General features: G+C 65.7%; 17 protein-coding genes. 5 read left to right on the top strand and 12 right to left on the bottom strand.

Annotated elements, in window-relative coordinates:
• The first annotated feature begins 27 nt into the window (after nucleotides 1–27).
• Both GWK50_RS10210 and GWK50_RS10205 read left to right on the top strand, forming a co-directional pair.
• Nucleotides 28–1,374: a surface lipoprotein assembly modifier gene (locus GWK50_RS10210; protein WP_162016407.1), complete on the top strand. Its 1,347-nt coding sequence runs from the start codon at nucleotides 28–30 to the stop codon at nucleotides 1,372–1,374.
• A 33-nt stretch (nucleotides 1,375–1,407) separates the two neighbouring features.
• A complete protein-coding gene (locus GWK50_RS10205; protein ID WP_162016406.1) occupies nucleotides 1,408–2,397 on the top strand; it encodes a FecR family protein in 990 nt (329 codons plus the stop codon).
• Between the two features lies 1 nt (nucleotide 2,398).
• Here GWK50_RS10205 and GWK50_RS10200 read toward each other — a convergent pair whose 3' ends face one another.
• Nucleotides 2,399–3,262 carry a TIGR00730 family Rossman fold protein gene (locus tag GWK50_RS10200; protein ID WP_162016405.1) on the bottom strand — a complete coding sequence of 288 codons (864 nt, stop codon included), beginning with the start codon at nucleotides 3,260–3,262 and terminating at the stop codon, nucleotides 2,399–2,401.
• A gap of 272 nt (nucleotides 3,263–3,534) precedes the next feature.
• On the opposite strand from GWK50_RS10200, the gene GWK50_RS10195 reads away from it, so the two are divergent.
• The gene (locus tag GWK50_RS10195; RefSeq protein WP_162016404.1) at nucleotides 3,535–4,692 is read left to right on the top strand and encodes a cytochrome P450; all 1,158 of its coding nucleotides are present in this window, start codon (nucleotides 3,535–3,537) and stop codon (nucleotides 4,690–4,692) included.
• Between the two features lie 22 nt (nucleotides 4,693–4,714).
• Here GWK50_RS10195 and crcB read toward each other — a convergent pair whose 3' ends face one another.
• Entirely contained in the window at nucleotides 4,715–5,104 is a 390-nt protein-coding gene (gene crcB, locus GWK50_RS10190) for a fluoride efflux transporter CrcB (RefSeq protein ID WP_162016403.1), read from the bottom strand.
• 105 nt (nucleotides 5,105–5,209) lie between these two features.
• On the opposite strand from crcB, the gene GWK50_RS10185 reads away from it, so the two are divergent.
• Nucleotides 5,210–8,917 (top strand): hydantoinase B/oxoprolinase family protein, encoded by a 3,708-nt coding sequence (locus GWK50_RS10185; protein ID WP_162016402.1) that lies wholly within the window; start codon nucleotides 5,210–5,212, stop codon nucleotides 8,915–8,917.
• Nucleotides 8,918–9,015: 98 nt separating this feature from the next.
• On the opposite strand, the gene GWK50_RS10180 is transcribed toward GWK50_RS10185, so the two are convergent.
• From GWK50_RS10180 to gyrA, 10 genes are all read right to left on the bottom strand, one after another.
• Complete coding sequence (locus GWK50_RS10180; RefSeq protein ID WP_162016401.1) at nucleotides 9,016–9,384, bottom strand: helix-hairpin-helix domain-containing protein; 369 nt, start codon at nucleotides 9,382–9,384, stop codon at nucleotides 9,016–9,018.
• 20 nt (nucleotides 9,385–9,404) lie between these two features.
• A complete protein-coding gene (gene lapB / locus GWK50_RS10175) occupies nucleotides 9,405–10,565 on the bottom strand; it encodes a lipopolysaccharide assembly protein LapB (RefSeq protein ID WP_162016400.1) in 1,161 nt (386 codons plus the stop codon).
• Nucleotides 10,555–10,866: a LapA family protein gene (locus GWK50_RS10170; protein ID WP_162016399.1), complete on the bottom strand. Its 312-nt coding sequence runs from the start codon at nucleotides 10,864–10,866 to the stop codon at nucleotides 10,555–10,557. The genes lapB and GWK50_RS10170 overlap by 11 nt, the downstream gene beginning before the upstream one ends.
• 70 nt (nucleotides 10,867–10,936) lie before the next feature.
• On the bottom strand, nucleotides 10,937–11,266 hold the full coding sequence (locus GWK50_RS10165) for an integration host factor subunit beta (protein WP_162016398.1): 330 nt from the start codon (nucleotides 11,264–11,266) through the stop codon (nucleotides 10,937–10,939).
• A 111-nt stretch (nucleotides 11,267–11,377) separates the two neighbouring features.
• Complete coding sequence (gene rpsA, locus GWK50_RS10160; protein WP_162016397.1) at nucleotides 11,378–13,063, bottom strand: 30S ribosomal protein S1; 1,686 nt, start codon at nucleotides 13,061–13,063, stop codon at nucleotides 11,378–11,380.
• Between the two features lie 174 nt (nucleotides 13,064–13,237).
• A complete protein-coding gene (locus GWK50_RS10155) occupies nucleotides 13,238–15,268 on the bottom strand; it encodes a bifunctional 3-phosphoshikimate 1-carboxyvinyltransferase/cytidylate kinase (RefSeq protein WP_162016396.1) in 2,031 nt (676 codons plus the stop codon).
• A 122-nt stretch (nucleotides 15,269–15,390) separates the two neighbouring features.
• On the bottom strand, nucleotides 15,391–16,269 hold the full coding sequence (locus GWK50_RS10150) for a prephenate dehydrogenase/arogenate dehydrogenase family protein (RefSeq protein WP_162016395.1): 879 nt from the start codon (nucleotides 16,267–16,269) through the stop codon (nucleotides 15,391–15,393).
• Nucleotides 16,270–16,313: 44 nt separating this feature from the next.
• The gene (gene pheA / locus GWK50_RS10145; protein WP_162016394.1) at nucleotides 16,314–17,411 is read right to left on the bottom strand and encodes a prephenate dehydratase; all 1,098 of its coding nucleotides are present in this window, start codon (nucleotides 17,409–17,411) and stop codon (nucleotides 16,314–16,316) included.
• 14 nt (nucleotides 17,412–17,425) lie between these two features.
• The gene (serC, locus tag GWK50_RS10140; protein ID WP_162016393.1) at nucleotides 17,426–18,535 is read right to left on the bottom strand and encodes a 3-phosphoserine/phosphohydroxythreonine transaminase; all 1,110 of its coding nucleotides are present in this window, start codon (nucleotides 18,533–18,535) and stop codon (nucleotides 17,426–17,428) included.
• Between the two features lie 87 nt (nucleotides 18,536–18,622).
• Nucleotides 18,623–21,259: a DNA gyrase subunit A gene (gene gyrA, locus GWK50_RS10135; protein ID WP_162016392.1), complete on the bottom strand. Its 2,637-nt coding sequence runs from the start codon at nucleotides 21,257–21,259 to the stop codon at nucleotides 18,623–18,625.
• A gap of 231 nt (nucleotides 21,260–21,490) precedes the next feature.
• Here gyrA and ompA point away from each other — a divergent pair, with 231 nt between their 5' ends.
• Nucleotides 21,491–22,126, top strand: coding sequence for an outer membrane protein OmpA (gene ompA / locus GWK50_RS10130; RefSeq protein WP_162016391.1), 636 nt, complete (start codon nucleotides 21,491–21,493; stop codon nucleotides 22,124–22,126).
• Nucleotides 22,127–22,147: the final 21 nt, after the last annotated feature.

The following is a 22,147-nucleotide window of genomic DNA, read 5'->3' as shown; positions in this document are numbered from 1 at the left end:
GGCAAAGTCCTTGCGAAAGGGGGCCGCATGAGGCAAACCAAGTGGAAGAAAAATCTGTGGTGCGCGTTGCGTGCCGCAGCGCTGGGCAGTGTGGCACTGGTGGCCGCCGGGGGGGCTCTGGCCGATGGGTTGCTGGACCAAGCCCATGCACTGCAGCAACAAGGTGCAGCGCAGGAGGCTCTTTCTTTGCTGGATGCGCAGGAGGCGGTGCGTGCGGGAGACACCGCATTTGACCAGGCCTTGGCATCCGCAGCCGAAGCTGCGGGGCTTTACACCCGTGCCTTGCTTGCCTGGGAGCGTGTGTTGTTGCTTCAGCCCGACAACCTGCTGGCTCAGGATGCGCATGCGCGCTTGTTGCAGATCCTGGGAGACAGGCATGGCTTGCAAGCCTTGCCCGAAGCCGTTCGCCAGCGCAGCATGGCGGTGGATGCGGCGCGCAGCATCGACCAGCACCTGTATTCGTACGACCGACCGGGCCATGGCGGACGTTCTTCGTGGCATGGCAGCCTCGATCTGGGGTTTGGGCATGATTCCAATGTCAACGCGGGGTTGGATCGCAGCGTGGGCGCACCGCAGATTCCCGGTGTACCCGCCTGGATCGTTGATCCTGCCGCCTGGGAGCGCTCGGCAAGCTATGTAGCGCTGGGCTTGACCTTGCGAGGACGCTATCACCTCACACCCCAATGGTCTGTGGTGGGGGGGGGATACCTCGCTGCACGCCACTACGGCAGCGCGGCGAAGGCCTTCGAACCCAGCGATGCCGACGGCCACTTGGGCGTGGCCTGGCGCTCCAACCGGCACGAATGGATTGTGAGTGCGCGCGGTGTGCACGAGGCACGCGATGGTCGGCAGGTGCGCGGCACGGCGGGGATCCAGGGGGAATGGATCTACCGGCTGGATGGTCTGCGCCAGTGGGGCGCATTCGTCCAGTCGTTGGAGATGCGTTACCCCGGTCAGCGTCTGCGGGATGTGCGCCGCACCGTGGCTGGCGTGAGCCATGCGATGGTGCTGCGCAGCGGCAGCACCCTGTACCTGGGGGTGTTTGGAGGCGAGGAATCACCGCGCCGAGACGGTGTGGATGACCTTGGGCACCGTTTGATGGGCGCTCGTTTGGGTGGGCAGTGGATGCTGCACCCGCGTTGGGCCGCGTTTGCCAATGTGGATGCCGAGCGGCGGCGTTTTGGGTCGGTGGATCCGTTTTTTACACTCCAGCGCAGGGACGTGCAATGGAGGCTTGCTCTGGGGTTGTCGTGGATTCCCGCACCCGGGTGGCGCGTCACACCTTTGGTGGAGTGGACGGATGTGGACTCCACCGTGCCCATCTTCGCCTACCAACGCAGACAAGTTTCCATCACCGTGCGCCGAGAATTCTGACCGCTTGCGCTGGACCCTACCCGGAGACACGACATGACCGCGGAAAAGCGATTGATGCCCAGAGCCCCCATCGTTTTGGTGCTGGTGGCTGTGCTGGGTTTGGCAGGTCACCGCGCCCTGGCTGCAGCGGCTGGGCAGGTGCAGTTTGTGGCAGGGCAGGTACAGCTCGATCGCGGTGGCCGTGCACAGGACGTGGTCAAGGGTGCAGAGGTTCAGGTTGGGGATGTGCTGCGCAGTGGGCCGGCCGGGCAGGCGCAGATTCGCTACACCGATGGCGGGATCATGGCGCTGTATCCTCAGTCGCAAATATCCATTGGTGCGTACAGCGACAGCGCTCAGGCGGGAGGCGGTGAAGATCGTTTGGCTGTTCGCTTTTTGCAGGGTGCGCTGCGTGCCGTGACAGGAAAGATTGGCCAGCGCAACCCACAAAATTACCAGGTAACAACTCCCACTGCAGTGGTGGGGATTCGTGGTACGGCCTTCAAGGTGTACCTGAATGCCGAGGGTGAAGTGGAGATCTCTGGCGAGCACAACACCATCGATGTGTGCACCGAGGCTGGCTGTGTCGAGGTCAAACCGCGTGAAGCAGTACGCGTTTTGTCTGCGCATCAGTTGCCTGTGTACATCCATACGCGGGCGCTGCTGCCGTTGCCGTTGCCGAGAGCGTCTCTGCAAGTGGGGGAGCAAATATTGCCGGATGGCACCTATGGCGCGGTGTTGCTGGAGAACCGCCCATTGCCCACCACTCCACAACAGCCCAATCCTGTCGTGCCGCGCGATCCATTGATCCCCACCGATCCTGGTGGAGGCAGGCAACCGACGGACCCTACAACCCCGGGTGTTCCAGTGGTGCCTACCAATCCAGGAGGAGGGCGTCAGCCCGGTACTCCCACGGGCCCCGTGGATCCGACGACACCCACAACACCCACAACACCGGTTGTACCGATACGGCCGATCCGTCCCATCATTCCTATCATTCCTATCGGCCCTATCATCATCATCCCGACCACGCCCATCCGTTGACTCAGAGCTGATAGAACCCCCGAATCCGATCCCAGGCCTCCTGCGGATCGTCGGTGTACTGGAACAGGCCCAAGTCTGCGGAGGAGATGGTGCCTTGCTCCACCAGGAAGTCGAAGTCGATCAGCCGCTTCCAGAACTCGGTGCCGAACAGGATGACCGGGACTGGCTTGGTTTTGCGGGTTTGCACGAGGGTGAGCACCTCGAACAATTCGTCCAGGGTGCCAAAACCACCCGGAAACGCCACCAGTGCCTTGGCACGCATCATGAAGTGCATCTTGCGCAGCGCGAAGTAGTGGAACTTGTAGCTCAGCGTGGGCGTGATGAAGCGGTTGCCGCTTTGCTCGTGTGGCAGGGTGATGTTCAGGCCGATGTTGGGTGCGCCTTCGTCGTGCGCGCCTCGGTTGGCGGCTTCCATGATGCCGGGGCCGCCGCCGGTGCAGATGTGGATGCGGTTGGCGGGTTCCTGTGCGTTGCTGTAGCGCGCCACCAGGCGGGCGAACTGGCGAGCCTGCTCGTAGTAGCGGGCGTTGCGCGCGGCACGTTCGGCCAGGCGCACGCGCTCGGCATCGCCGCTGGCCTGGGCGGCCGTCAGGGCGCTTGCGGCGTCCTCTGGGGACTGAAAGCGTGCGCTGCCATAGACGACGATGGTGTTCTCTATGCCCTGGGCACTCTGGCCGATGTCGGGCTTGAGCATCTCCAACTGAAAGCGGATGCCGCGTGTTTCGCGCCGGAACAGAAACTCCGGATCGGCAAAGGCCATGCGGTTGGAATCGGCCAGCAAGGGGTTGCCGTTGTTGGCGTGGGCGTGCAGTTCTTCCCAGGCATCGGCCAGACGGCGTTCATTGAGTTGGGTGTTCGCTTCCATGGTGGGACTCCGTGTTTCTTATGGGGCTGCCAACGGGTAGGTTCTACAGCCCAGCGGTCTGGTGGTTGATGGTGATGGCATTCTAGGCACAAAATGCCTTGCAGCGCCCTTCCACCATGCGCTATTAGCTATTAAAAACATAGCGATGAATGGAGGGGGAGTGCGCTGCCATGTCCCTCATCCCAGTGCAGGGACCGGTGTCGTCTGCAGTGGGAATTGGGTCATACTTTGTCACCGAATGTGTGCACCCTCCGGCAGACCCCACCCACACCATGACCATAGCCCCCACCCCCGATTGGAACCCCCGCAGCGACGCCGTTCAGCAAGACCAGATCGCTGCCTACGACCACCTGCGTGACCAGCACGGTGCGGCCTACAGCGAGATGCTGCACTGGTCCGTGTTGGGACATGCGGATGTGCTGCGCATCCTGCAAGACCATGAGCGTTTCAGCAACGTGGTGTCGCGCCATGTGGCGGTGCCCAACGGCATGGATCCGCCCGAGCACACGGCGTACCGTGCGTTGATCGAGCCCTACTTCACGCAGGAACGGGTGGAGGCTTTTCGCCCCGTGTGCGAGCGCATCACGGCAGAACTGTTGCAGGCGCTGCAAGGGCGGCGGGAGGTGGATTGGGTGGCTGCCTTTGCGCTGCCGTTTGCTGTGCGCATCCAGTGCGCGTTCATGGGCTGGCCCATGGATCTGGAGGCCGAGTTGACCGAATGGTCGGCCCGCAGCCACGCGGCCACGCTGGCGCAGGATCGGCCCGCGCTCGATGCGCTGGCGGCGCAGTTTGAGGGCATTGTGGCGCGCATGCTGGACGAGCGCCGTGCCAGCGGCGCCGATCCGCAGCAGGATGTGACGGCCTCGCTCATGCACGCCACGGTGCTGGGCCAGCCCCTGGGGGCCGATGCCATTGCCAGCATCCTGCGCAACTGGACGGTGGGCGAGATCGGCACCATTGCTGCTGCGGTGGGCATCCTGGCCCAGTGGCTGGCCGAGCATGCCGACCTGCAGGCCACCCTGCGCGCCGAGCCCGCCCGGCAGCCAGAAGCCATCGACGAAATCCTCCGCCTGCATGGCCCGCTGGTGACCAACCGGCGTGTGGCCACCTGCCCGGTGGAAGTGGCGGGGCGCCAGATTCCGGCCGGGGGGCGCATCACGTTGCACTGGACATCGGCCAACCGCGACCCGCGCGTGTTCGAGGCGCCCGGTGAATTCCGCTGGGGCCGCAACCCGCAGGACAACCTGCTGTACGGCGCGGGCATCCACGTGTGCCCTGGTGCGGCGCTCTCGCGCATGGAATTGGGTGTGGCGCTGCGCGCCTTGCTGGCGGCGGTGGCCTCACTCGCACCGACCACACAGGCGCCAGAGCCTGCGCATTACCCGGCCATTGGCTTTGCCCGCCTGCCTTTGCAACTGCGCTGGGCTTGAGCGCAGCAGGGTACTTTGCGGGTCAACGGCCGGCCGCCGACAGCGCCCACGCAGCACTGTGCAGTCCCAGCACCGTCATCAGCAGCGAACCCGCCAGGTGCAGGCCCACCGTGGTGCAGGCCAGCAGGTAGCGCTGCTGCTGCAGCATGGCTACCACCTCGGCCGAAAAGCTGGAGAAGGTGGTCAGCGCTCCCAGAAAGCCCGTGGCCAGTGCCAGACGCCAGGCCGGGTCCAGGTGTGGCAGGGCCTGGAATACCGCCACGCACACGCCAATGAGGTAGCCGCCCACCAGATTGGCCGCCAGCGTGCCCCAGGGCAGCAGGCTGCCCGGCGTGGACAGCCACAGCCCCAGACGCCAGCGCGCCAAGGCCCCCAGGCTGGCGCCAATGCAGATGGACAGAACGTTCAGCATGGCGCTATTGTCCATGGCGACGCACGGTGCTTGGCGGTTCTGAATGAAAATGGCCTGCAGCGCCCATTCTGTAAGCGCGATAAGCTACAAAAAACATAGCAACCTATGCCCATGGAAACTCAGTCCCTCGCAGCCCGCTGGCAGTTCTGGATCGACCGGGGCGGCACCTTCACCGACATCGTGGGGCGGCGGCCCGATGGCAGCCTGGTCACGCACAAGCTGCTGTCCGAAAACCCCGGCCACTACCGCGACGCGGCCGTGGCGGGCATGCGCCACCTGCTGGGCCTGGCGCCTGATGCGCCCATCACCCCCGCGCTGGTGGAGTGCGTGAAGATGGGCACCACCGTGGCCACCAACGCCTTGCTGGAGCGCAAGGGCGAGCCCACGCTGCTGGTCACCACGCGGGGCTTTCGCGACGCGCTGCGCATCGCCTACCAGAACCGCCCCCGGCTGTTCGATCGCCACATCGTGCTGCCCGAACTGTTGTACGCACGGGTGATCGAGGCGCAGGAGCGCCTGGGCGCACGCGGTGAGGTGGTGGAGCCGCTCGATGAAGAGCACCTGAAAGAACGTCTGTGGGCCGCCTACGACGCGGGCCTGCGCAGCGTGGCCATCGTCTTCATGCACGGCTATCGCTTTGCCCAGCACGAGCAGGCGGCGGCGCGGCTGGCGCGTGCCGCGGGCTTCACGCAGGTGAGCACCTCGCATGCCACCAGCCCGCTGATGAAGTTCGTCAGCCGGGGCGACACCACCGTGGTCGATGCCTATCTCTCGCCCATCCTGCGCCGCTATGTGGAGCAGGTCGCTGCCGACATGCCGGGCGTGCGCCTGCTGTTCATGCAGTCCTCGGGCGGCCTGACCGATGCCCACTGCTTCCAGGGCAAGGACGCCGTGCTCTCCGGTCCAGCGGGCGGTATCGTGGGCATGGCGCGCACGGCGGAGCTGGCCGGGCACGATCGCGTGATCGGTTTTGACATGGGTGGTACCAGTACCGACGTGAGCCACTACGCAGGCCAGTTCGAGCGCGCATTCGAGACCCAGGTGGCCGGGGTGCGCATGCGCGCCCCCATGCTGGCCATCCACACCGTGGCCGCTGGCGGCGGCTCGTTGCTCACCTTCGACGGTGCACGCCTGCGCGTGGGGCCGCACAGCGCTGGCGCCCAGCCCGGCCCGGCCTGCTACCGGCGCGGCGGCCCGCTCACGGTGACCGATGCCAACCTGCTGGTGGGCAAGCTCCAGCCCGCGTACTTTCCGCAGGTGTTTGGCCCTGGGGCCGACGAGGCGCTGGATGCCCAGGCTGTGCGCCAGCTTATGGGGGCGCTGGCAGCGCAGACCGGCCTATCGCCCGAACACACGGCCCACGGCTGCATCCAGATTGCCGTGCAGCAGATGGCAGGCGCCATCCAGAAGATCAGCATTGCCCGGGGCTACGACGTCACGCGCTACACCTTGCAGTGTTTTGGTGGCGCGGGCGGCCAGCACGCCTGCCTGGTGGCCGATGCACTGGGTATGTCGCAGGTGCTGGTGCACCCCATGGCGGGCGTCCTGTCGGCCTACGGCATGGGCCTGGCGGACCAAAGCCTGTTGCGCGAGCAGACCGTGGAGTTGCCGCTGTCCGCCCAGGCCTGGCCTGCCGTGCAGGCGGCCTTGCAGGCACTGGCCGATGCCGCGCAGGCCGAACTGGCGCAGCAACAGGGCGGGCAGGGTGCGGTGCAGGTGTTGCGCCGCGTGCATGTGCGCTACGAAGGCTCGGACACCGCGCTGGTCGTCGATGCGCCCTCCGGCCTGCTGCACGACGGACATGCCGCCGTGGCGGCACTCAGCGCAGCCTTCGAGGCAGCCTACCGCCAGCGTTTCGCCTTTTTGATGCAGCACCGGGCCCTGGTGGTGGAGGCGGTGTCGGTCGAGGCCGTGCAGGCGGGTGATCGCCCCGCGCAGCCCCCGGCGGTGCTGCACCCGCCGCGCCAGGCGCCACAGCGCGCCACGGTGCGCATGTTCAGCACCGGCACCGACGGCCAGCCCGCCTGGCATGACGCCGCCCTGTACCAGCGCGAGGAATTGCGCCCCGGCGATCTGCTGGAGGGCCCGGCCATCGTGGCCGAGCAGACCGCTACCACGGTGGTCGAGCCCGGCTGGCAGGCGCGCGTCACGGCGCTCAACGACCTGCTGCTGGAGCGACGCACCCCGCGCCCCGCCCGGCAGGCCGCAGGCACCCATGCCGACCCAGTGCTGCTGGCCGTGTTCAACCACCTGTTCATGAACATTGCCGAGCAAATGGGCCTGCAACTGCAGAACACGGCGCACTCGGTCAACATCAAGGAGCGGCTGGACTTCAGTTGCGCCCTGTTCGACGCACAGGGCCAGCTCATCGCCAATGCACCGCACATGCCGGTGCATCTGGGCAGCATGGGCGAGAGCATTCGGGCCGTGATGGCGCGCAACGCGGGCTGCATGCGGCCGGGCGATGTGTACGTGCTCAACGACCCCTACCAGGGCGGCACGCACCTGCCCGACATCACGGTGATCACGCCGGTCTATCTGGACGAGGACAGCGCAGGCGCAGGCACCGCGCGCACCCCGCACTTCTATGTGGGCAGCCGCGGCCACCATGCCGACGTGGGAGGCACCACGCCGGGCTCCATGCCGCCGTTCTCCAGGCACATCGAAGAGGAGGGCGTGCGCATCGACAATTTCCGCCTGGTCGAAGGCGGTGTGCTGCGCGATGCAGAAATGCTGGCCCTGCTGAAATCCGGCCCCCACCCCAGCCGCAACCCGCAACAGAACCTGGCCGACCTGCGCGCCCAGATCGCTGCCAACGAGAAAGGCGCCCAGGAACTGCGCCGCATGGTGCAGGAGTTCGGCCTGGCCACCGTGCAGGCCTACATGCGGCATGTGCAGGACAACGCCGAGGAGGCCGTGCGCCGCGCCATTGCGCGCCTGGCGGCGCATGTGCACGACGGCCACTTTGAGCTGGCCATGGACAACGGCGCGCGCATCTGCGTGGCCGTGCGCCTGCACCCCGAAGACCGCAGCGCCGACATCGACTTTGCGGGCACCAGTGCGCAACAGGACGACCACAACTTCAACGCCCCGCGTGCCGTCTGCATGGCGGCGGTGCTGTACGTGTTCCGCTGTCTGGTGGACGACGACATTCCGCTCAATGCGGGCTGCCTCCAGCCGCTGCGTGTGCACATCCCCGAAGGCTCGCTGCTCAACCCGCGCCACCCGGCGGCCGTGGTGGCGGGCAATGTGGAGACCTCCACCGCCGTCACCAACGCGCTGTTCGGTGCCCTGGGCGTGATGGCGGGCAGCCAGCCCACCATGAACAACTTCACCTTCGGCAACGAGCGCTACCAGTACTACGAGACCATTGCCGGCGGCAGTGGCGCCGGGGGCGTGTTCGACGCCCAGGGCGCGCTGGTGGGCGGCTTTGCCGGAACCAGTGTGGTGCAGACGCACATGACCAATTCGCGCCTGACCGACCCCGAGGTGCTGGAGTGGCGCTTTCCGGTGCGGCTGGAGAGCTACGCGCTGCGCCAGGCATCGGGCGGGGCAGGGCGCTGGCGCGGGGGCGATGGCGGCGTGCGCCGCATCCGCTTTTTGGAGCCGATGACGGCCAGCATCCTGTCCAACGGCCGCCGCGAGGGCGGCTTTGGCATGGCCGGGGGGCGCAGCGGCCAGCCGGGCATCAACCGCGTGCTGCGTGCCGATGGCAGGGTAGAGAAGCTGGGCCACATCGCCCAGGTGGAGATGGGCGCAGGCGATGTGTTCGAGATCCAGACCCCCGGAGGGGGTGGGTTCGGCAGCACCTGAGCGGTTCTGCCGAGCAAGAAAAATTCAAATGAAAATGACCTGCAGCGCCCGTCCAGTAAGCGCTAGCAGCTATTAAAAATATAGCAATGGATGCGGGCCTACTGGGCTGCGCTGGCCGGTACTGCGGGCGGCTGGGCGCTTGGTGCTGCGGAGGGCTGCTGGGCCTCACGCTGCTTGCGCGGGGTCTTGGGGGCCTTGGCCTTCTTGAAGCTGCGGCCGTTGACGCGCAGGCCCTCGGCCGAAAGCCTGGCCGCGCTGCCTTCGCCCACGCCCTGCACACGCTCGATCAGATCGGCCCAATCCTTGAACGGGGCCTTCTCGCGTTCTTGCAGGATGCGGGCCGACATGGCCGGGCCAATGCCCTTGATGCCGTCGAGTTCGGCCTCGCTGGCCTGGTTCACATCCACAGCGGCGTAGGCCAGTGCGGCGCAGCACAGGGACAGCAGAACGAGGAGTTTTTTCAGCATGGCGGTGTCCTGAGAATGGTTCAGAGTTCTTCGATACGCCGGGCCGGGTAGCTGTCCCAGGACTGGCAACCGGGACATTGCCAGAAGTGCTGGCGTGCCTCAAAGCCGCAGGCGGCGCAGCGGTAGCGCGTGAGGGGCAGGGTGGCGTGATCCAGCGCGCGTTGCACGGCGCGGTGGTGTTCTTCGTGTTCCAGTCGCTCGCCCGCCAGCCATTTGGCGGCGGCCACGAGCGAAGGTTCCGTCTGCAGATGGCGCAGGTACCAGTCGCGCCCGGCCTGGGTGTTGGGTGCGGCGTCTGTGCCCTGGCTGAGGCTGACGATGGCGTCCAGCACGTCCAGCGAGGGGGCCTGGGCGTAGTGCTGTTCCAGCAGCGCGCGGGCCTGGTCCACCTTGCCGCAGCCACGGGCGGCCTGCGCCCAGAGCGCAGCCGCCAGGGGCAGGGCCATGGGGGCTTCGCTGGTCAGCGTGCGCAGGGTGGCGCAGGCGGCGTCGCACCGGCCTAGCTGCATGTGCAGGCGGGCCTGTTCCACGCGCGGGCGGGCGGCCTGCGGGGCAATGGCCTGGGCCTGGGCCAACAGGTCCAGCGCGGCGGCGGCGTCTTGTTGGGCCAGTCGTTCGCTGGCCTGCTCGCACAGATAGTGGGCCTGGCGAGCGCTGAAGTCGCCCTGGCTGCCGTGCATCTTGTGCGCCATGGCGGCGGCCTGGGGCCAGTCGCGCGAGCGCTCGTAGATGGCCAGCAGGGCCAGTCGCGCGGGTTGCTCGAAGTCGGTGCCTTCCAGCCGCGCCAGGGCCTGTTCGGCGCGGTCCAGCAGGCCCGCCTTGAGGAAGTCCAGCGCCAGTGCGTGCTGGGCGCGGTCGCGGTCTTTGGGGCTCAAGTCGCCGCGTTGCAATAGGTGCTCGTGTACGCGCACGGCGCGGTCGTATTCGCCGCGGCGGCGGAACAGGTTGCCCAGGGCAAAGTGCAGCTCCGAGGTGTCGGGGTCGTTCTGCACCGCCTCGATGAAGGCGTCGATGGCCTGGTCCTGCTGCTCGTTGAGCAGGAAGTTCAGGCCTTTGAAGTAGGCCTTGGGCACGCTGCGGTTCTCGGCGCGCAGCTGGCGCAGGTCGATGCGCGAAGCGGCCCAACCCAGCACAAAGGCCACGGGCAGGCCCAGCAGGAGCCAGACGTAATCAGATTCCATGGGGCGATGCGCTGTCGTTGGTGGGGGCGGGTTGGGGTGGCAGGGGCGCTTGGCGCTCGCGCAGGCTCAGTTGCTCCTGCGCCTGGCGGGCCGCGGCGCGGTGCTTCCACCAGCGCGGCACCATGCCCAGCACACCGGTCACCAGCCCGGCGGCAAAGGCGGTGAGCACCACCAGCACCAGGGGCGCGCGCCACTGCGTGCCAAAGAAGAAGTGCACGGTGGCGTCCTGTTGGTTGTTGAGGGCAAAGGCAAACAGGGTGAAAAAAATGGCTGCCTTGAGCAGCCACAGCAGGTATTTCATGGATCTCCCCCGTGGTGGAGGAATTCTACGGGCCGCCGCCCTGCGCTTGGCCGCTGGCGGCGCAAAAACCTCAGCGGGGCGCGCCTGACGGCTCGTGCTGTTGGCTTTCGAGTTCGGCGGTGCGCTGGTCCACGGCTTCGCGCAGGGCCTTGCCGGGCTTGAAGTGGGGCACACGCTTGGCCGGAATGGCCACGGATTCACCGCTGCGCGGATTGCGTCCCATGCGCGGTGGGCGGTGGCTGACCGAAAAGCTGCCAAAGCCCCGGACTTCGATGCGGTGGCCTTGCACCAGGGCCTGGCCAATGGCGTCGAGCAGGGTCTTGACGGCGTATTCCGCATCGCGCTGCGTGAGGTGGCTGAACCGTGCGGCAAGCGCTTCAACGAGGTCGGATCGGGTCATGGGATGAAAAAAAGGCGTGAAAAAGGCCGGGAGGGCACATTGTGCACCCGCCCGGCCCTTGATGGAACAAGGGGCGTGGGGCGACGCTGAACGTCAGCGCCGCCTTGGGCCTTATTTGTCCGAGTTGTCCAGCTTAGCGCGCAGCAGGGCGCCCAGGCTGGTCGTGCCAGCGCTTTCGCGGGCCGATTGCTGGCTCAGCGATTGCATGGCTTCGTTCTGGTCGGCCATGTCCTTGGCCTTGATCGACAGCTGGATGTTGCGGGTCTTGCGATCCACGTTCACCACCACGGCGGTGACTTCGTCGCCTTCCTTGAGCACGTTGCGGGCATCTTCCACGCGATCGCGGGAGATTTCCGAAGCGCGCAGGTAACCGATGACATCTTCACCCAGATCGATCTCGGCGCCACGGGCGTCCACGGTCTTGACCTTGCCGGTCACCGTCTGGCCCTTGTCGTTCACGGTCACGAAGGTGGTGAACGGGTCGCCGTCGAGCTGCTTGATGCCCAGGGAGATGCGCTCGCGGTCCACATCGACAGCCAGCACGATGGCTTCGACTTCCTGGCCCTTCTTGTAGTTGCGCACGGCGGCTTCGCCGGGTTCGTTCCAGGACAGGTCGGACAGGTGCACCAGACCGTCGATACCGGCAGCCAGGCCCACGAACACGCCGAAGTCGGTGATCGACTTGATCGGACCCTTGACGCGGTCGCCGCGCTTGGTGTTTTGCGCGAACTCTTGCCAGGGGTTGGCACGGCACTGCTTCATGCCCAGGCTGATGCGGCGCTTGTCTTCGTCGATTTCCAGGACCATGACTTCGACTTCGTCGCCCAGCGAAACCAGCTTGGCGGGAGCGATGTTCTTGTTGGTCCAGTCCATTTCGGAGACGTGCACCAGGCCTTCGATGCCGGGCTCGAGTTCGACGAACGCGCCGTAGTCGGCAATGTTCGTGATCTTGCCGAACAGGCGGGTGCTCTGGGGGTAGCGGCGAGCCACGCCCATCCAGGGATCGTCGCCCATCTGCTTGAGGCCCAGGGACACGCGGTTCTTCTCGGTGTCGAACTTGAGGATCTTGGCCGTGATTTCCTGGCCAGCGGTCACCACTTCGGAGGGGTGACGCACGCGGCGCCATGCCATGTCGGTGATGTGCAGCAGGCCGTCGATGCCGCCCAGGTCCACGAACGCACCGTATTCGGTGATGTTCTTGACCACACCTTGAACGATGGAGCCTTCCTTCAGGGTCTCCATCAGCTTGGCGCGCTCTTCGCCCATGGAGGCTTCCACCACGGCGCGGCGGCTCAGCACCACGTTGTTGCGCTTGCGGTCGAGCTTGATGACCTTGAATTCCATGGTCTTGTTTTCGTACGGCGTCAGATCCTTGATCGGACGCGTATCGATCAGCGAGCCGGGCAGGAAGGCGCGGATGCCGTTGACCAGGACAGTCAGGCCTCCCTTGACCTTGCCGGACGTGGTGCCGGTGACGAATTCGCCGGATTCCAGGGCCTTTTCCAGGCTCATCCACGAAGCCAGACGCTTGGCGGTGTCACGCGACAGGATGGTGTCGCCGTAACCGTTTTCGATGGAGCCGATGGCCACCGAAACGAAGTCACCGACTTGGACTTCCACTTCGCCCTGATCGTTCTTGAATTCCTCGATAGGCACGTAGGCTTCGGACTTGAGGCCTGCGTTGACCACGACGAAGTTGTGTTCCACGCGCACGACTTCGGCGGTGATGACTTCGCCCGGGCGCATTTCGGTGCGCTGGAGGGATTCTTCAAAAAGGGCGGCAAAAGATTCGGACATGTGTTTCCTTGCCACAAACAGGATTCCGGCAGCACCATTGCTACCGTTTTTATAGCTGCTTGCGGTGGTTTTGCGGGTGTTTCCGCGGGTTAAGTTGTGAACCACCTGGCCGTGCGCTGCTGCGCGATGGGGGCCGGGTGGGCCTTTTGCAGGACCTTGCGGCCCTGCTGCTTTTCAGCCCTGCGTGCGGGGCACGAAGGGCTGGCGCTCTTGCCACCAGACGAGCACCTGATCCACGGCCTGTTCGACCGTGAGGTGGGAGCTGTCCAGCACCAGAGCATCCTGTGCGGGCTTCAAAGGGGCAACGCTGCGGGACATGTCCCTGGCGTCGCGCGCCTGCAGGTCCGCACGAAGACTGTCGATTGTAGTGTCGATTCCCTTTGAAATCAACTGCTTGTGGCGCCGCTGCGCCCTGCATTCCACGCTGGCGGTGAGGAACACCTTGAGCGGCGCGCCGGGGAAGATGACGGTGCCCATGTCGCGCCCGTCGGCCACCAGGCCAGGCAGGCGGCGAAAGCTGTGCTGGAGATGAACCAGGGCCTCGCGCACGGCGGGCAGCGCCGAAACGCGCGAGGCGTTCATGCCTGCATCTTCGGTGCGGATGGCTTCGGTCACGTCGTCGTGGCCCAGCCAGACCTTGCCGTCTGCAAAGTGCACCGGGAGCTGGCGTGCCAGGTCCGCAATGGCTTTTTCGTGGGCGGCGTCGATGGCCAGCCCGGCACGCGTGGCGGCCAGGGCCGTGATGCGGTACATGGCGCCCGAATCGAGAAAGCCGTAGCCCAGGCGCTGCGCCACTGCGGCCGCCACTGTGCCTTTGCCCGAGGCGGTGGGGCCGTCGATGCACAGCACCGGGATGTGTTCTGGCGCCACCTGCGCCACCGAGAACAGGGCTTCGAAGTAGTCCGGAAAGGTCTTGGCCACGCACTGCGGGTCTTCGATGCGCACGGGCAGGCCAGCCGGGTTGAAGCTGGCGAGCGAGAAGCACATGGCGACGCGGTGGTCGTCATAGGTGTGGATGGACGCGGCCTTCCAGTGCGCCGGGCTGGCAGGTGGCGTCACCCGGATGAGGTCCGGCCCTTCTTCCACGCTGGCGCCCAGCTTGCGCAGCTCGGTGGCCATGGCGGCGATGCGGTCGGTCTCCTTGACGCGCCAGCTGGCAATGTTGCGCAGCACCGTGGTGCCCTGGGCGTACAGGGCCATGACGGCCAGGGTCATGGCGGCATCGGGGATGTGGTTGCAATCCAGCTCGATGGCGCGCAGCGGCCAGGCGCCGCGCGACACTTCCAGCCAGTTGGGGCCGCTGGTGACCTGCGCACCCATGGCTTGCGCGGCCTCGACAAAGCGGATGTCGCCCTGGATGGAATCCAGCCCCACCCCCAGAATTTTGATGCCATTTTGGCCGCTGACGCCCGCTGCTATTGCGCCAGCAGCTATGAAATAGCTAGCAGAGGAGGCGTCTGCCTCCACATGGATGTCGCCGGGCGATTGGTAGCGGCTGTTGGCAGGAATGGTGAAGCGCTGCCATTGGTCGTGCACCACGGCAATGCCAAAGCGTTCCAACAGGCGCAGCGTGATGTGGATGTAGGGCTTGGAGATGAGCTCGCCCACCACCTCGATCACCACGTCCTGCTGCGCGCTGGCCAGCGGCAGCGCCATCAGCAGCGCGGTGAGGAATTGGCTGGACACGTCGCCGCGCACGCGGATGGGCGCGTCGAGCTTCAGGGGCGGTACACCGCCTGCATGGGCGATGCGCAGCGGCGGATAACCCTCGTTGCCCAGGTAGTCGATCTGGCAACCGAGTTGGCGCAGCGCATCGACCAGGTCGCCAATGGGGCGCTCGTGCATGCGCGCAATGCCGCTGAGTTCAAACGCACCACCCAGCAGCGCCAGTGCCGCCGTCAGCGGGCGCATGGCCGTGCCCGCGTTGCCCAGGAACAGTTGGGCCGGCGAGTGTGGCGCCCGGCCGCCCAGGCCGGTGATGTGTACCTGTGCGCCATCCTCTTCGACGGTGCAGCCCAATTGGCGCAGCGCGTCCAGCATCACGCGGGTGTCGTCCGAGGCCAGCAGGTCGTGCACCGTGGTGCGGCCTGCGCTCAGTGCGGCCAGCAGCAGCACACGGTTGGAAATGCTCTTGGAGCCGGGGAGCTGGACTTCGCCCGCCACAGCGTGCAGGGGCGGCAGATCGAGGAAGGCGGTGCGGTACATCGGTGTCGTTCGTCCATGGCCCTGGGGCCGGTGCACGCGGCGCATCGGCCCATGGGCATGCGCCGCGCGGGATTCGCTCAAGACGCCGCCCGTGTGGGGCCGCGCCGCAGGAAATCCCCGGGTTACTTCTTGCTGCGCTGGGCGCCCATGCGCCAGTGCTTGCGGGTTTCGCTGGCGAAGGTGAGCATGTCCTCGATGGACTGCGAGTCACCCTGGCGCATGGCGTGCTCGATGCGTTCGAGCGTCTGCTTGTACAGGTCGGACTGCCGCAGCAACTCTTCGCGGTTGGACAGCAGGATGTCGCGCCACACCTTGGGGTCGCTGGCGGCAATGCGCGTGAAGTCGCGAAAGCCCGGGCCGGCGAGCGACAGGTAGGTGTCGGCATCCTCCTGCCCGGCGATGCTGTTGATCAGCGTGAAGGCCAGCAGGTGCGGCAGGTGGCTCACGGCGGCAAAGGCGGCGTCGTGCGACTCGGGCGACATGCTGGTGACGCGGCTGCCCAGTTGCGTCCAAACCTCTTGTGCGCGCTGCAATTGTGCGGTGTAGGTGCGCTCGGTGGGCGTGAGGATGACCTGGCGGCCGCTGTAGAGTTCGGCCTCGGCGTGTTCCACGCCCGAGACTTCACGCCCCGTGATGGGGTGCGCGGGCACGAAGGAGCCCACCTTTTCGCGCAGCGCACTTTCGGCGGCCTGCACGACGTCGGCCTTGGTGGAGCCCACGTCCATGATGAGCATTTGCGGCGTGACGAGGTGCCGGATGGCCTTGAGCGTGGCCTCGGTGGCCGACACTGGCACTGCCAGCAGCACGATATCGGCGCCGGCGACGGCCAGCAGGGCCGAGGGGGCTTCCACGTCGATCACGCCCAGCTGGCGTGCGCGGTCGGTGGTGGACGGGGACTTGCTGTAGCCCACCACGCGCTGTACCAACCCGGCCTGCTTGAGCGCCAGGGCAAACGATCCACCCATCAGTCCGCATCCGATGAGCCCGAGTTGTTCAAACATGCAATGTCCTTGTTGCGTTGCGGTGCATGGCGGCTTTCGCGCGTTCAGGGCGTGACCGGATAGGCACCCAGCATCTTGTAGTACGCGCACAGCGAGCGCAGCTCCTCCAGCGCAGCGGCCACATGGGGCTGCGAGGGGTGTCCGTCGATGTCGATGTAGAAATAGTATTCCCACTGGCCCGTGCGTGCAGGGCGCGACTCGAAGCGCGTCATCGAGACGCCGTGCTTCTTCAGCGGCACCAGCAGGTCGTGCACCGCGCCGGGTTCGTTGGGGACCGAAACGATCAGGCTCGTGCAGTCCTTGCCCGTGGGCGCAGGCATGGCCAGCGTGTGGGGCAGGCAGATGATGGCAAAGCGCGTTCGGTTGTAGGCCTCGTCCTGGATGGCGTGCGCAACGATGTGCAGTCCGAACTGCGTGGCCGCGCGTTCGCTGGCCAGGGCCGCCCAGGTTGGGTTGGTGGCGGCCAGCCGCGCACCCTCGGCGTTGCTGGAGACGGGTCGGCGCTCGGCGTGCGGCAGGTGCTTGGTCAGCCAGGCCTGGCACTGCGCCAGGGCCTGCGGGTGGGCCAGCACGGCCTCGATGCCGTCGAGCGAATTGGTCTGGCGCAGCAGGTTGTGGCGCACCAGCAGGCTCACTTCGCCCACCACATGCGTGGGTGAGTGCAGGAACAGATCGAGCGAGCGCGTGACCACGCCCTCGACCGAATTCTCGACGCCCACCACACCGAACTGCACGCTGCCCGAGGCCGTGGCGTGGAACACTTCGTCGAAGTTGGCGCAATAGACGATGTCGGCAGCCCCGCCGAAATACTCGATCGCCGCCTGCTCGCAGAAGGTGCCCGCAGGCCCCAGCACGGCCACGCGCTGGGGCGATTCGAGCGCCAGGCAGGCCGACATGATTTCGCGCCAGATGGCGGCGACATGCGCGCTCTTGAGCGGCCCAGGGTTGGCGCGTGTGATTTTTTCGATCACCTGCGCCACGCGGTCGGGGCGGAAGAAGGGGGTGCCTTCGCGTTTCTTGACCTCGCCGACACGCTCGGCCACCAGGGCGCGCTGGTTCAGCAGGGTGAGCAGTTGCTGGTCGATGTTGTCGATCTGGACGCGCAGGCTGGCCAGTTCAGGGGTGGCTTGTGGGGTGTTCATGGGTGGGGCGCGGCTCAGGCGTGGCGCTGCTCGAATTCTCGCATGTAGTCCACCAGCGCCTGCACGCCTGCGATGGGCATGGCGTTGTAGATGCTGGCGCGCATGCCGCCCACGGACTTGTGGCCCTTGAGTTGCAGCAGGCCGCGCTCTTTGGCGCCGGCCAGGAAGGCATCGTTGCGCGATTCGTCACGCAGGAAGAAGGGTACGTTCATGCGCGAACGGCAGTGGGCAGCCACTTTGTTCAAGTAAAACGCGGATTGGTCGATGGTGTCGTACAGCATCTGCGCCTTGGCGATGTTGCGCTGCTCGATGGCGGCAATGCCGCTGAGACTGCCTTCGCGCTGGCGCTTGAGCCACTGGAAGGTCAGGCCCGCGATGTAGATGCCCCAGGTGGGCGGCGTGTTGTACATGGAGCGGTTCTCGGCCACCGTCTGGTAGTTGAACGCGCTGGGGCAGATGGGCAGGGCGTGGCCCAGCAAATCCTCGCGCACCACGACCAGCGTCAGGCCCGCCGGGCCCAGGTTTTTTTGCGCGCCGCCAAAGGCCAGGCCCACGCGCGACCAGTCCACGCTGCGCGAGGCGACGTGGGAGGAGAAATCGATGACCAGCGGCGCGTCTGAGCCCAGGGCCTTCAGGTCGGGCAGTTCATGGAACTCGATGCCGTGGATGGTTTCGTTGCTGCACAGGTGCAGGTAGCTAGCGCCCTTGCTCAGCTGCCACTGCGCCGGGGCGGGCAGGGTGGTGAACTGGCTGTCCTCGCTGGTGGCCACCACGTTCACCTCGGCGGCGTACTTGCGCGCCTCCTTGGCCGACTTCTGGCTCCAGCCGCCGGTCACCACGAAATCGACCGTCCCGGCCCGGGAGAGGTTCAGCGGCACGATGGCGTTTTCGGCCAGGCCACCGCCTTGCATGAACAACACCTGGAACTGCGGCGGGATGGCCAGCAGCTCGCGCAGGTCGGCCTCGGCCTGTTCGCAGATGGAGATGAATTCCTTGCCCCGGTGGCTCATCTCCATCACGCCCATGCCGCTGCCATGCCAGTCCAGCATTTCGGCGGCGGCCTGTTCCAGAACTTCGGCAGGAATGGCAGCCGGGCCGGCAGAGAAGTTGTAGGGGCGTTGCATGGTTTGAATAAAAAACGGTTTCAGCGCCCATCAATAGAGCGCAAGCAGCTACAAAAATAATAGCAAAGCGCCTTGCGGCGCCTGGCATCAGGATTCGGCGGCTGAGGCGTCCTCGTCGGGCGTCGGAGCGTCGGTGTTGTTGGCGTCGTTTTCGACAATGCGCTGCAGGCCGCTGAGTTGTGCACCCTCGTCCAGCGCGATCAGCGTCACGCCCTGCGTGGCACGGCCCAGTTCGCGGATCTCGCTCACACGGGTGCGCACCAGCACGCCCTTGTCGGTGATGAGCATGATCTCGTCGTCGGCATGCACCAGCGTGGCGGCCACGACCTTGCCGTTGCGCTCGCTTTGCTGGATGGCGATCATGCCCTTGGTGCCCCGGCCGTGGCGCGTGTATTCGGTGATGCTGGTGCGCTTGCCGTAGCCGTTGATGGTGGCGGTGAGCACGCTTTGGGTCTCGTCTTCAGCCACCAGCATGGCGATCACGCTCTGGCCTTCTTCGAGCATCATGCCGCGCACGCCGCGAGCCTGGCGGCCCAGGGGGCGCACATCGTTTTCGTCAAAGCGCACGGCCTTGCCGCCGTCGGAAAACAGCATCACGTCATGCTGGCCGTCGGTGAGTGCGGCACCGATGAGGTAGTCGCCATCGTCCAGGTTCACGGCAATGATGCCGCCCTTGCGCGGGTTGCTGAATTCGTCCAGCGCCGTCTTCTTGACCGTGCCCATGCTGGTCGCCATGAACACGTAGCGGTCGGCCGGGAAGCTGCGCATGTCCCCGGTCAGCGGCAGCACCACGTTGATCTTTTCGCCGTCCTGCAGCGGGAACATGTTGACGATGGGGCGCCCGCGCGAGCCGCGCGAGCCCGAGGGCACTTCCCAGACCTTGAGCCAGTACAGCCGCCCACGGTTGGAGAAGCACAGGATGTAGTCGTGCGTGTTGGCGATGAAGAGCTGGTCGATCCAGTCGTCTTCCTTGGTGGCCGTGGCCTGCTTGCCGCGCCCGCCGCGCTTTTGCGCGCGGTATTCGCTCAGCGGCTGGCTCTTGATGTAGCCCGAGTGGCTCAGCGTGACCACCATGTCGGTGGGCGCAATCAGGTCTTCGGTGGACAGGTCTTGTGCGCTGTGCTCGATCTGGCTGCGGCGCGCGCCCAGCTTGGTCTGGCCGAATTCCTGCTGCAGGCTGGTCAGCTCGTCGCTGATGATGGTGGAGACGCGCTCGGGCTTGGCCAGGATGTCCAGCAAGTCCTCGATGTGCGCCATGATGTCCTTGTACTCGGCGACGATCTTGTCCTGCTCCAGCCCGGTGAGGCGCTGCAGACGCATTTGCAGAATTTCTTGCGCCTGGGTTTCCGACAGGCGGTACAGGCCGTCCTGCAGCAGGCCGAATTCGCGTTCCAGGCCTTCGGGACGGTAGTCGTCGGCATTGACCACGCCACCGTCTGCGCGCGTGCGCGTCAGCATCTCGCGCACCAGTTTGCTGTCCCAGGGGCGGGCCATCAGCTCGGCCTTGGCCACAGGCGGTGTGGGCGCGTTACGGATGATGGCGATGAAGTCGTCAATGTTGGCCAGGGCCACGGCCAGGCCTTCAAGCACATGGCCACGGTCGCGCGCCTTGCGCAGCTCGAACACGGTGCGGCGGGTGACCACTTCGCGGCGGTGCTGCAGGAAGACTTCGACCAGGTCCTTGAGGTTGCACAGGCGTGGTTGGCCGTCGATCAGGGCCACCATGTTGATGCCAAAGGTGTCCTGCAACTGCGTCTGCTTGTACAGGTTGTTGAGCACCACCTCGGGCACCTCGCCGCGCTTGAGCTCGATCACCAGGCGCATGCCCGATTTGTCGGACTCATCCTGGATGTGGCTGATGCCCTCGATCTTCTTCTCGTGCACCAGCTCGGCCATGCGCTCCTGCAGCGTCTTCTTGTTGACCTGGTAGGGCAGCTCGTCCACGATGATGGCCTGGCGCTGGCCCCGGTCGATGTCCTCAAAGTGGCACTTGGCGCGCATCACCACCTTGCCGCGGCCGGTGCGGTAGCCTTCCTTGACGCCCTGAATACCATAAATGATGCCAGCCGTGGGGAAATCCGGCGCCGGGATGATTTCCATCAACTCGTCAATGCTGGCCTGTGGGTTGCGCAGCAGGTGCAAGCAGGCGTCCACCACCTCGTTCAGGTTGTGCGGAGGAATGTTGGTGGCCATGCCCACGGCAATGCCTGCGCTGCCATTGACCAGCAGGTTGGGCAGGCGCGTGGGCAGCACCAGGGGCTCCTTCTCGCTGCCGTCGTAGTTGGGGCCGAAATCGACGGTTTCCTTGTCGATGTCGGCCAGCATTTCATGGGCAATTTTCGACAGGCGGATTTCGGTGTAACGCATGGCTGCGGCGCTGTCGCCATCGACCGAACCGAAGTTGCCTTGACCGTCCACCAGCATGTGGCGCAGCGAGAAATCCTGTGCCATGCGCACAATGGTGTCGTACACCGCGCTGTCGCCGTGCGGGTGGTACTTACCGATCACGTCACCGACGATACGGGCCGATTTCTTGTACGCCCGATTCCAGTCGTTGCCCAGCTCGTGCATGGCAAACAACACCCGCCGGTGCACGGGCTTGAGGCCATCGCGCGCATCGGGCAGCGCCCGGCCCACGATCACGCTCATGGCGTAATCCAGGTAACTGCGGCGCATCTCCTCTTCCAGGCTGATGGGCAGGGTCTCTTTGGCGAACTGGGTCATGGGTGCGGCAGTCGAGGCTAAGGCTAGGGGCACCCATTTTAGGCGCAAGCGCCTGTTGCTGTTGAGCAACATCCTGGGGCGAATCCGGAGGGGTGGAACGCCTTCCGGGTGCCTTGTGCCACGAGTAAAGCACGGCTATGGCACAATCGATCGAACGTTTTTGGTGATTGATGCCAATTGCGTCCGATCACGCAGCGCTGCTGCTGCGCCTTTTTCCCCAAGAGGAGAACCATGAAGAAACTGAACAAAGTGGCGATGCTCATCGCCTCCGCAGCGCTCGCAACTGCCGCTGGCGCCCAAACCATCGACAACTGGAAGAACGGCTCCAACGAGCTGGTCTGGAAGAACGGCACCAACGAACTGTGCTGGCGCGATGCCAACTGGACGCCTGCCACCGCTGCCCCTGGCTGCGACGGCGCTCTGGCTGCTCCTGCTCCCGCTCCGGCTGCTGCGCCTGCAGCTCCCGCTGCAGCTCCCGCTGCACCTGCTGCCAAGCCCGCTGCGCCCACCTCTTCCAAGGTGACCTACGCTGCCGACGCTTTCTTCGACTTCGACAAGGCTGTTCTGAAGCCCGAAGGCAAGGCCAAGCTGGACGACCTGGCCTCCAAGGTCAAGGCCATCAACCTGGAAGTGATCATTGCTGTGGGTCACACCGACTCCGTCGGCTCTGACGCCTACAACCAGAAGCTGTCGATCCGCCGCGCCGAAGCCGTGAAGGCTTACCTGGTGTCCAAGGGCATCGACAAGAGCCGCGTGTACACCGAAGGCAAGGGCGAGAAGCAGCCCGTGGCCGACAACAAGACCAAGGAAGGTCGCGCCAAGAACCGTCGCGTTGAGATCGAAGTGGTCGGCACCCGCGCCAACTGATCTTCTGCGCAACGCGCACCT

The sequence above is a fragment of the Acidovorax sp. 210-6 genome (genome assembly GCF_010020825.1).
In the GTDB taxonomy this organism is placed as follows: domain Bacteria; phylum Pseudomonadota; class Gammaproteobacteria; order Burkholderiales; family Burkholderiaceae_C; genus Simplicispira; species Simplicispira sedimenti.
The sequence above is the reverse complement of the archived record's forward strand: the minus strand, read 5'-3'. Positions and strand labels throughout refer to the sequence as shown.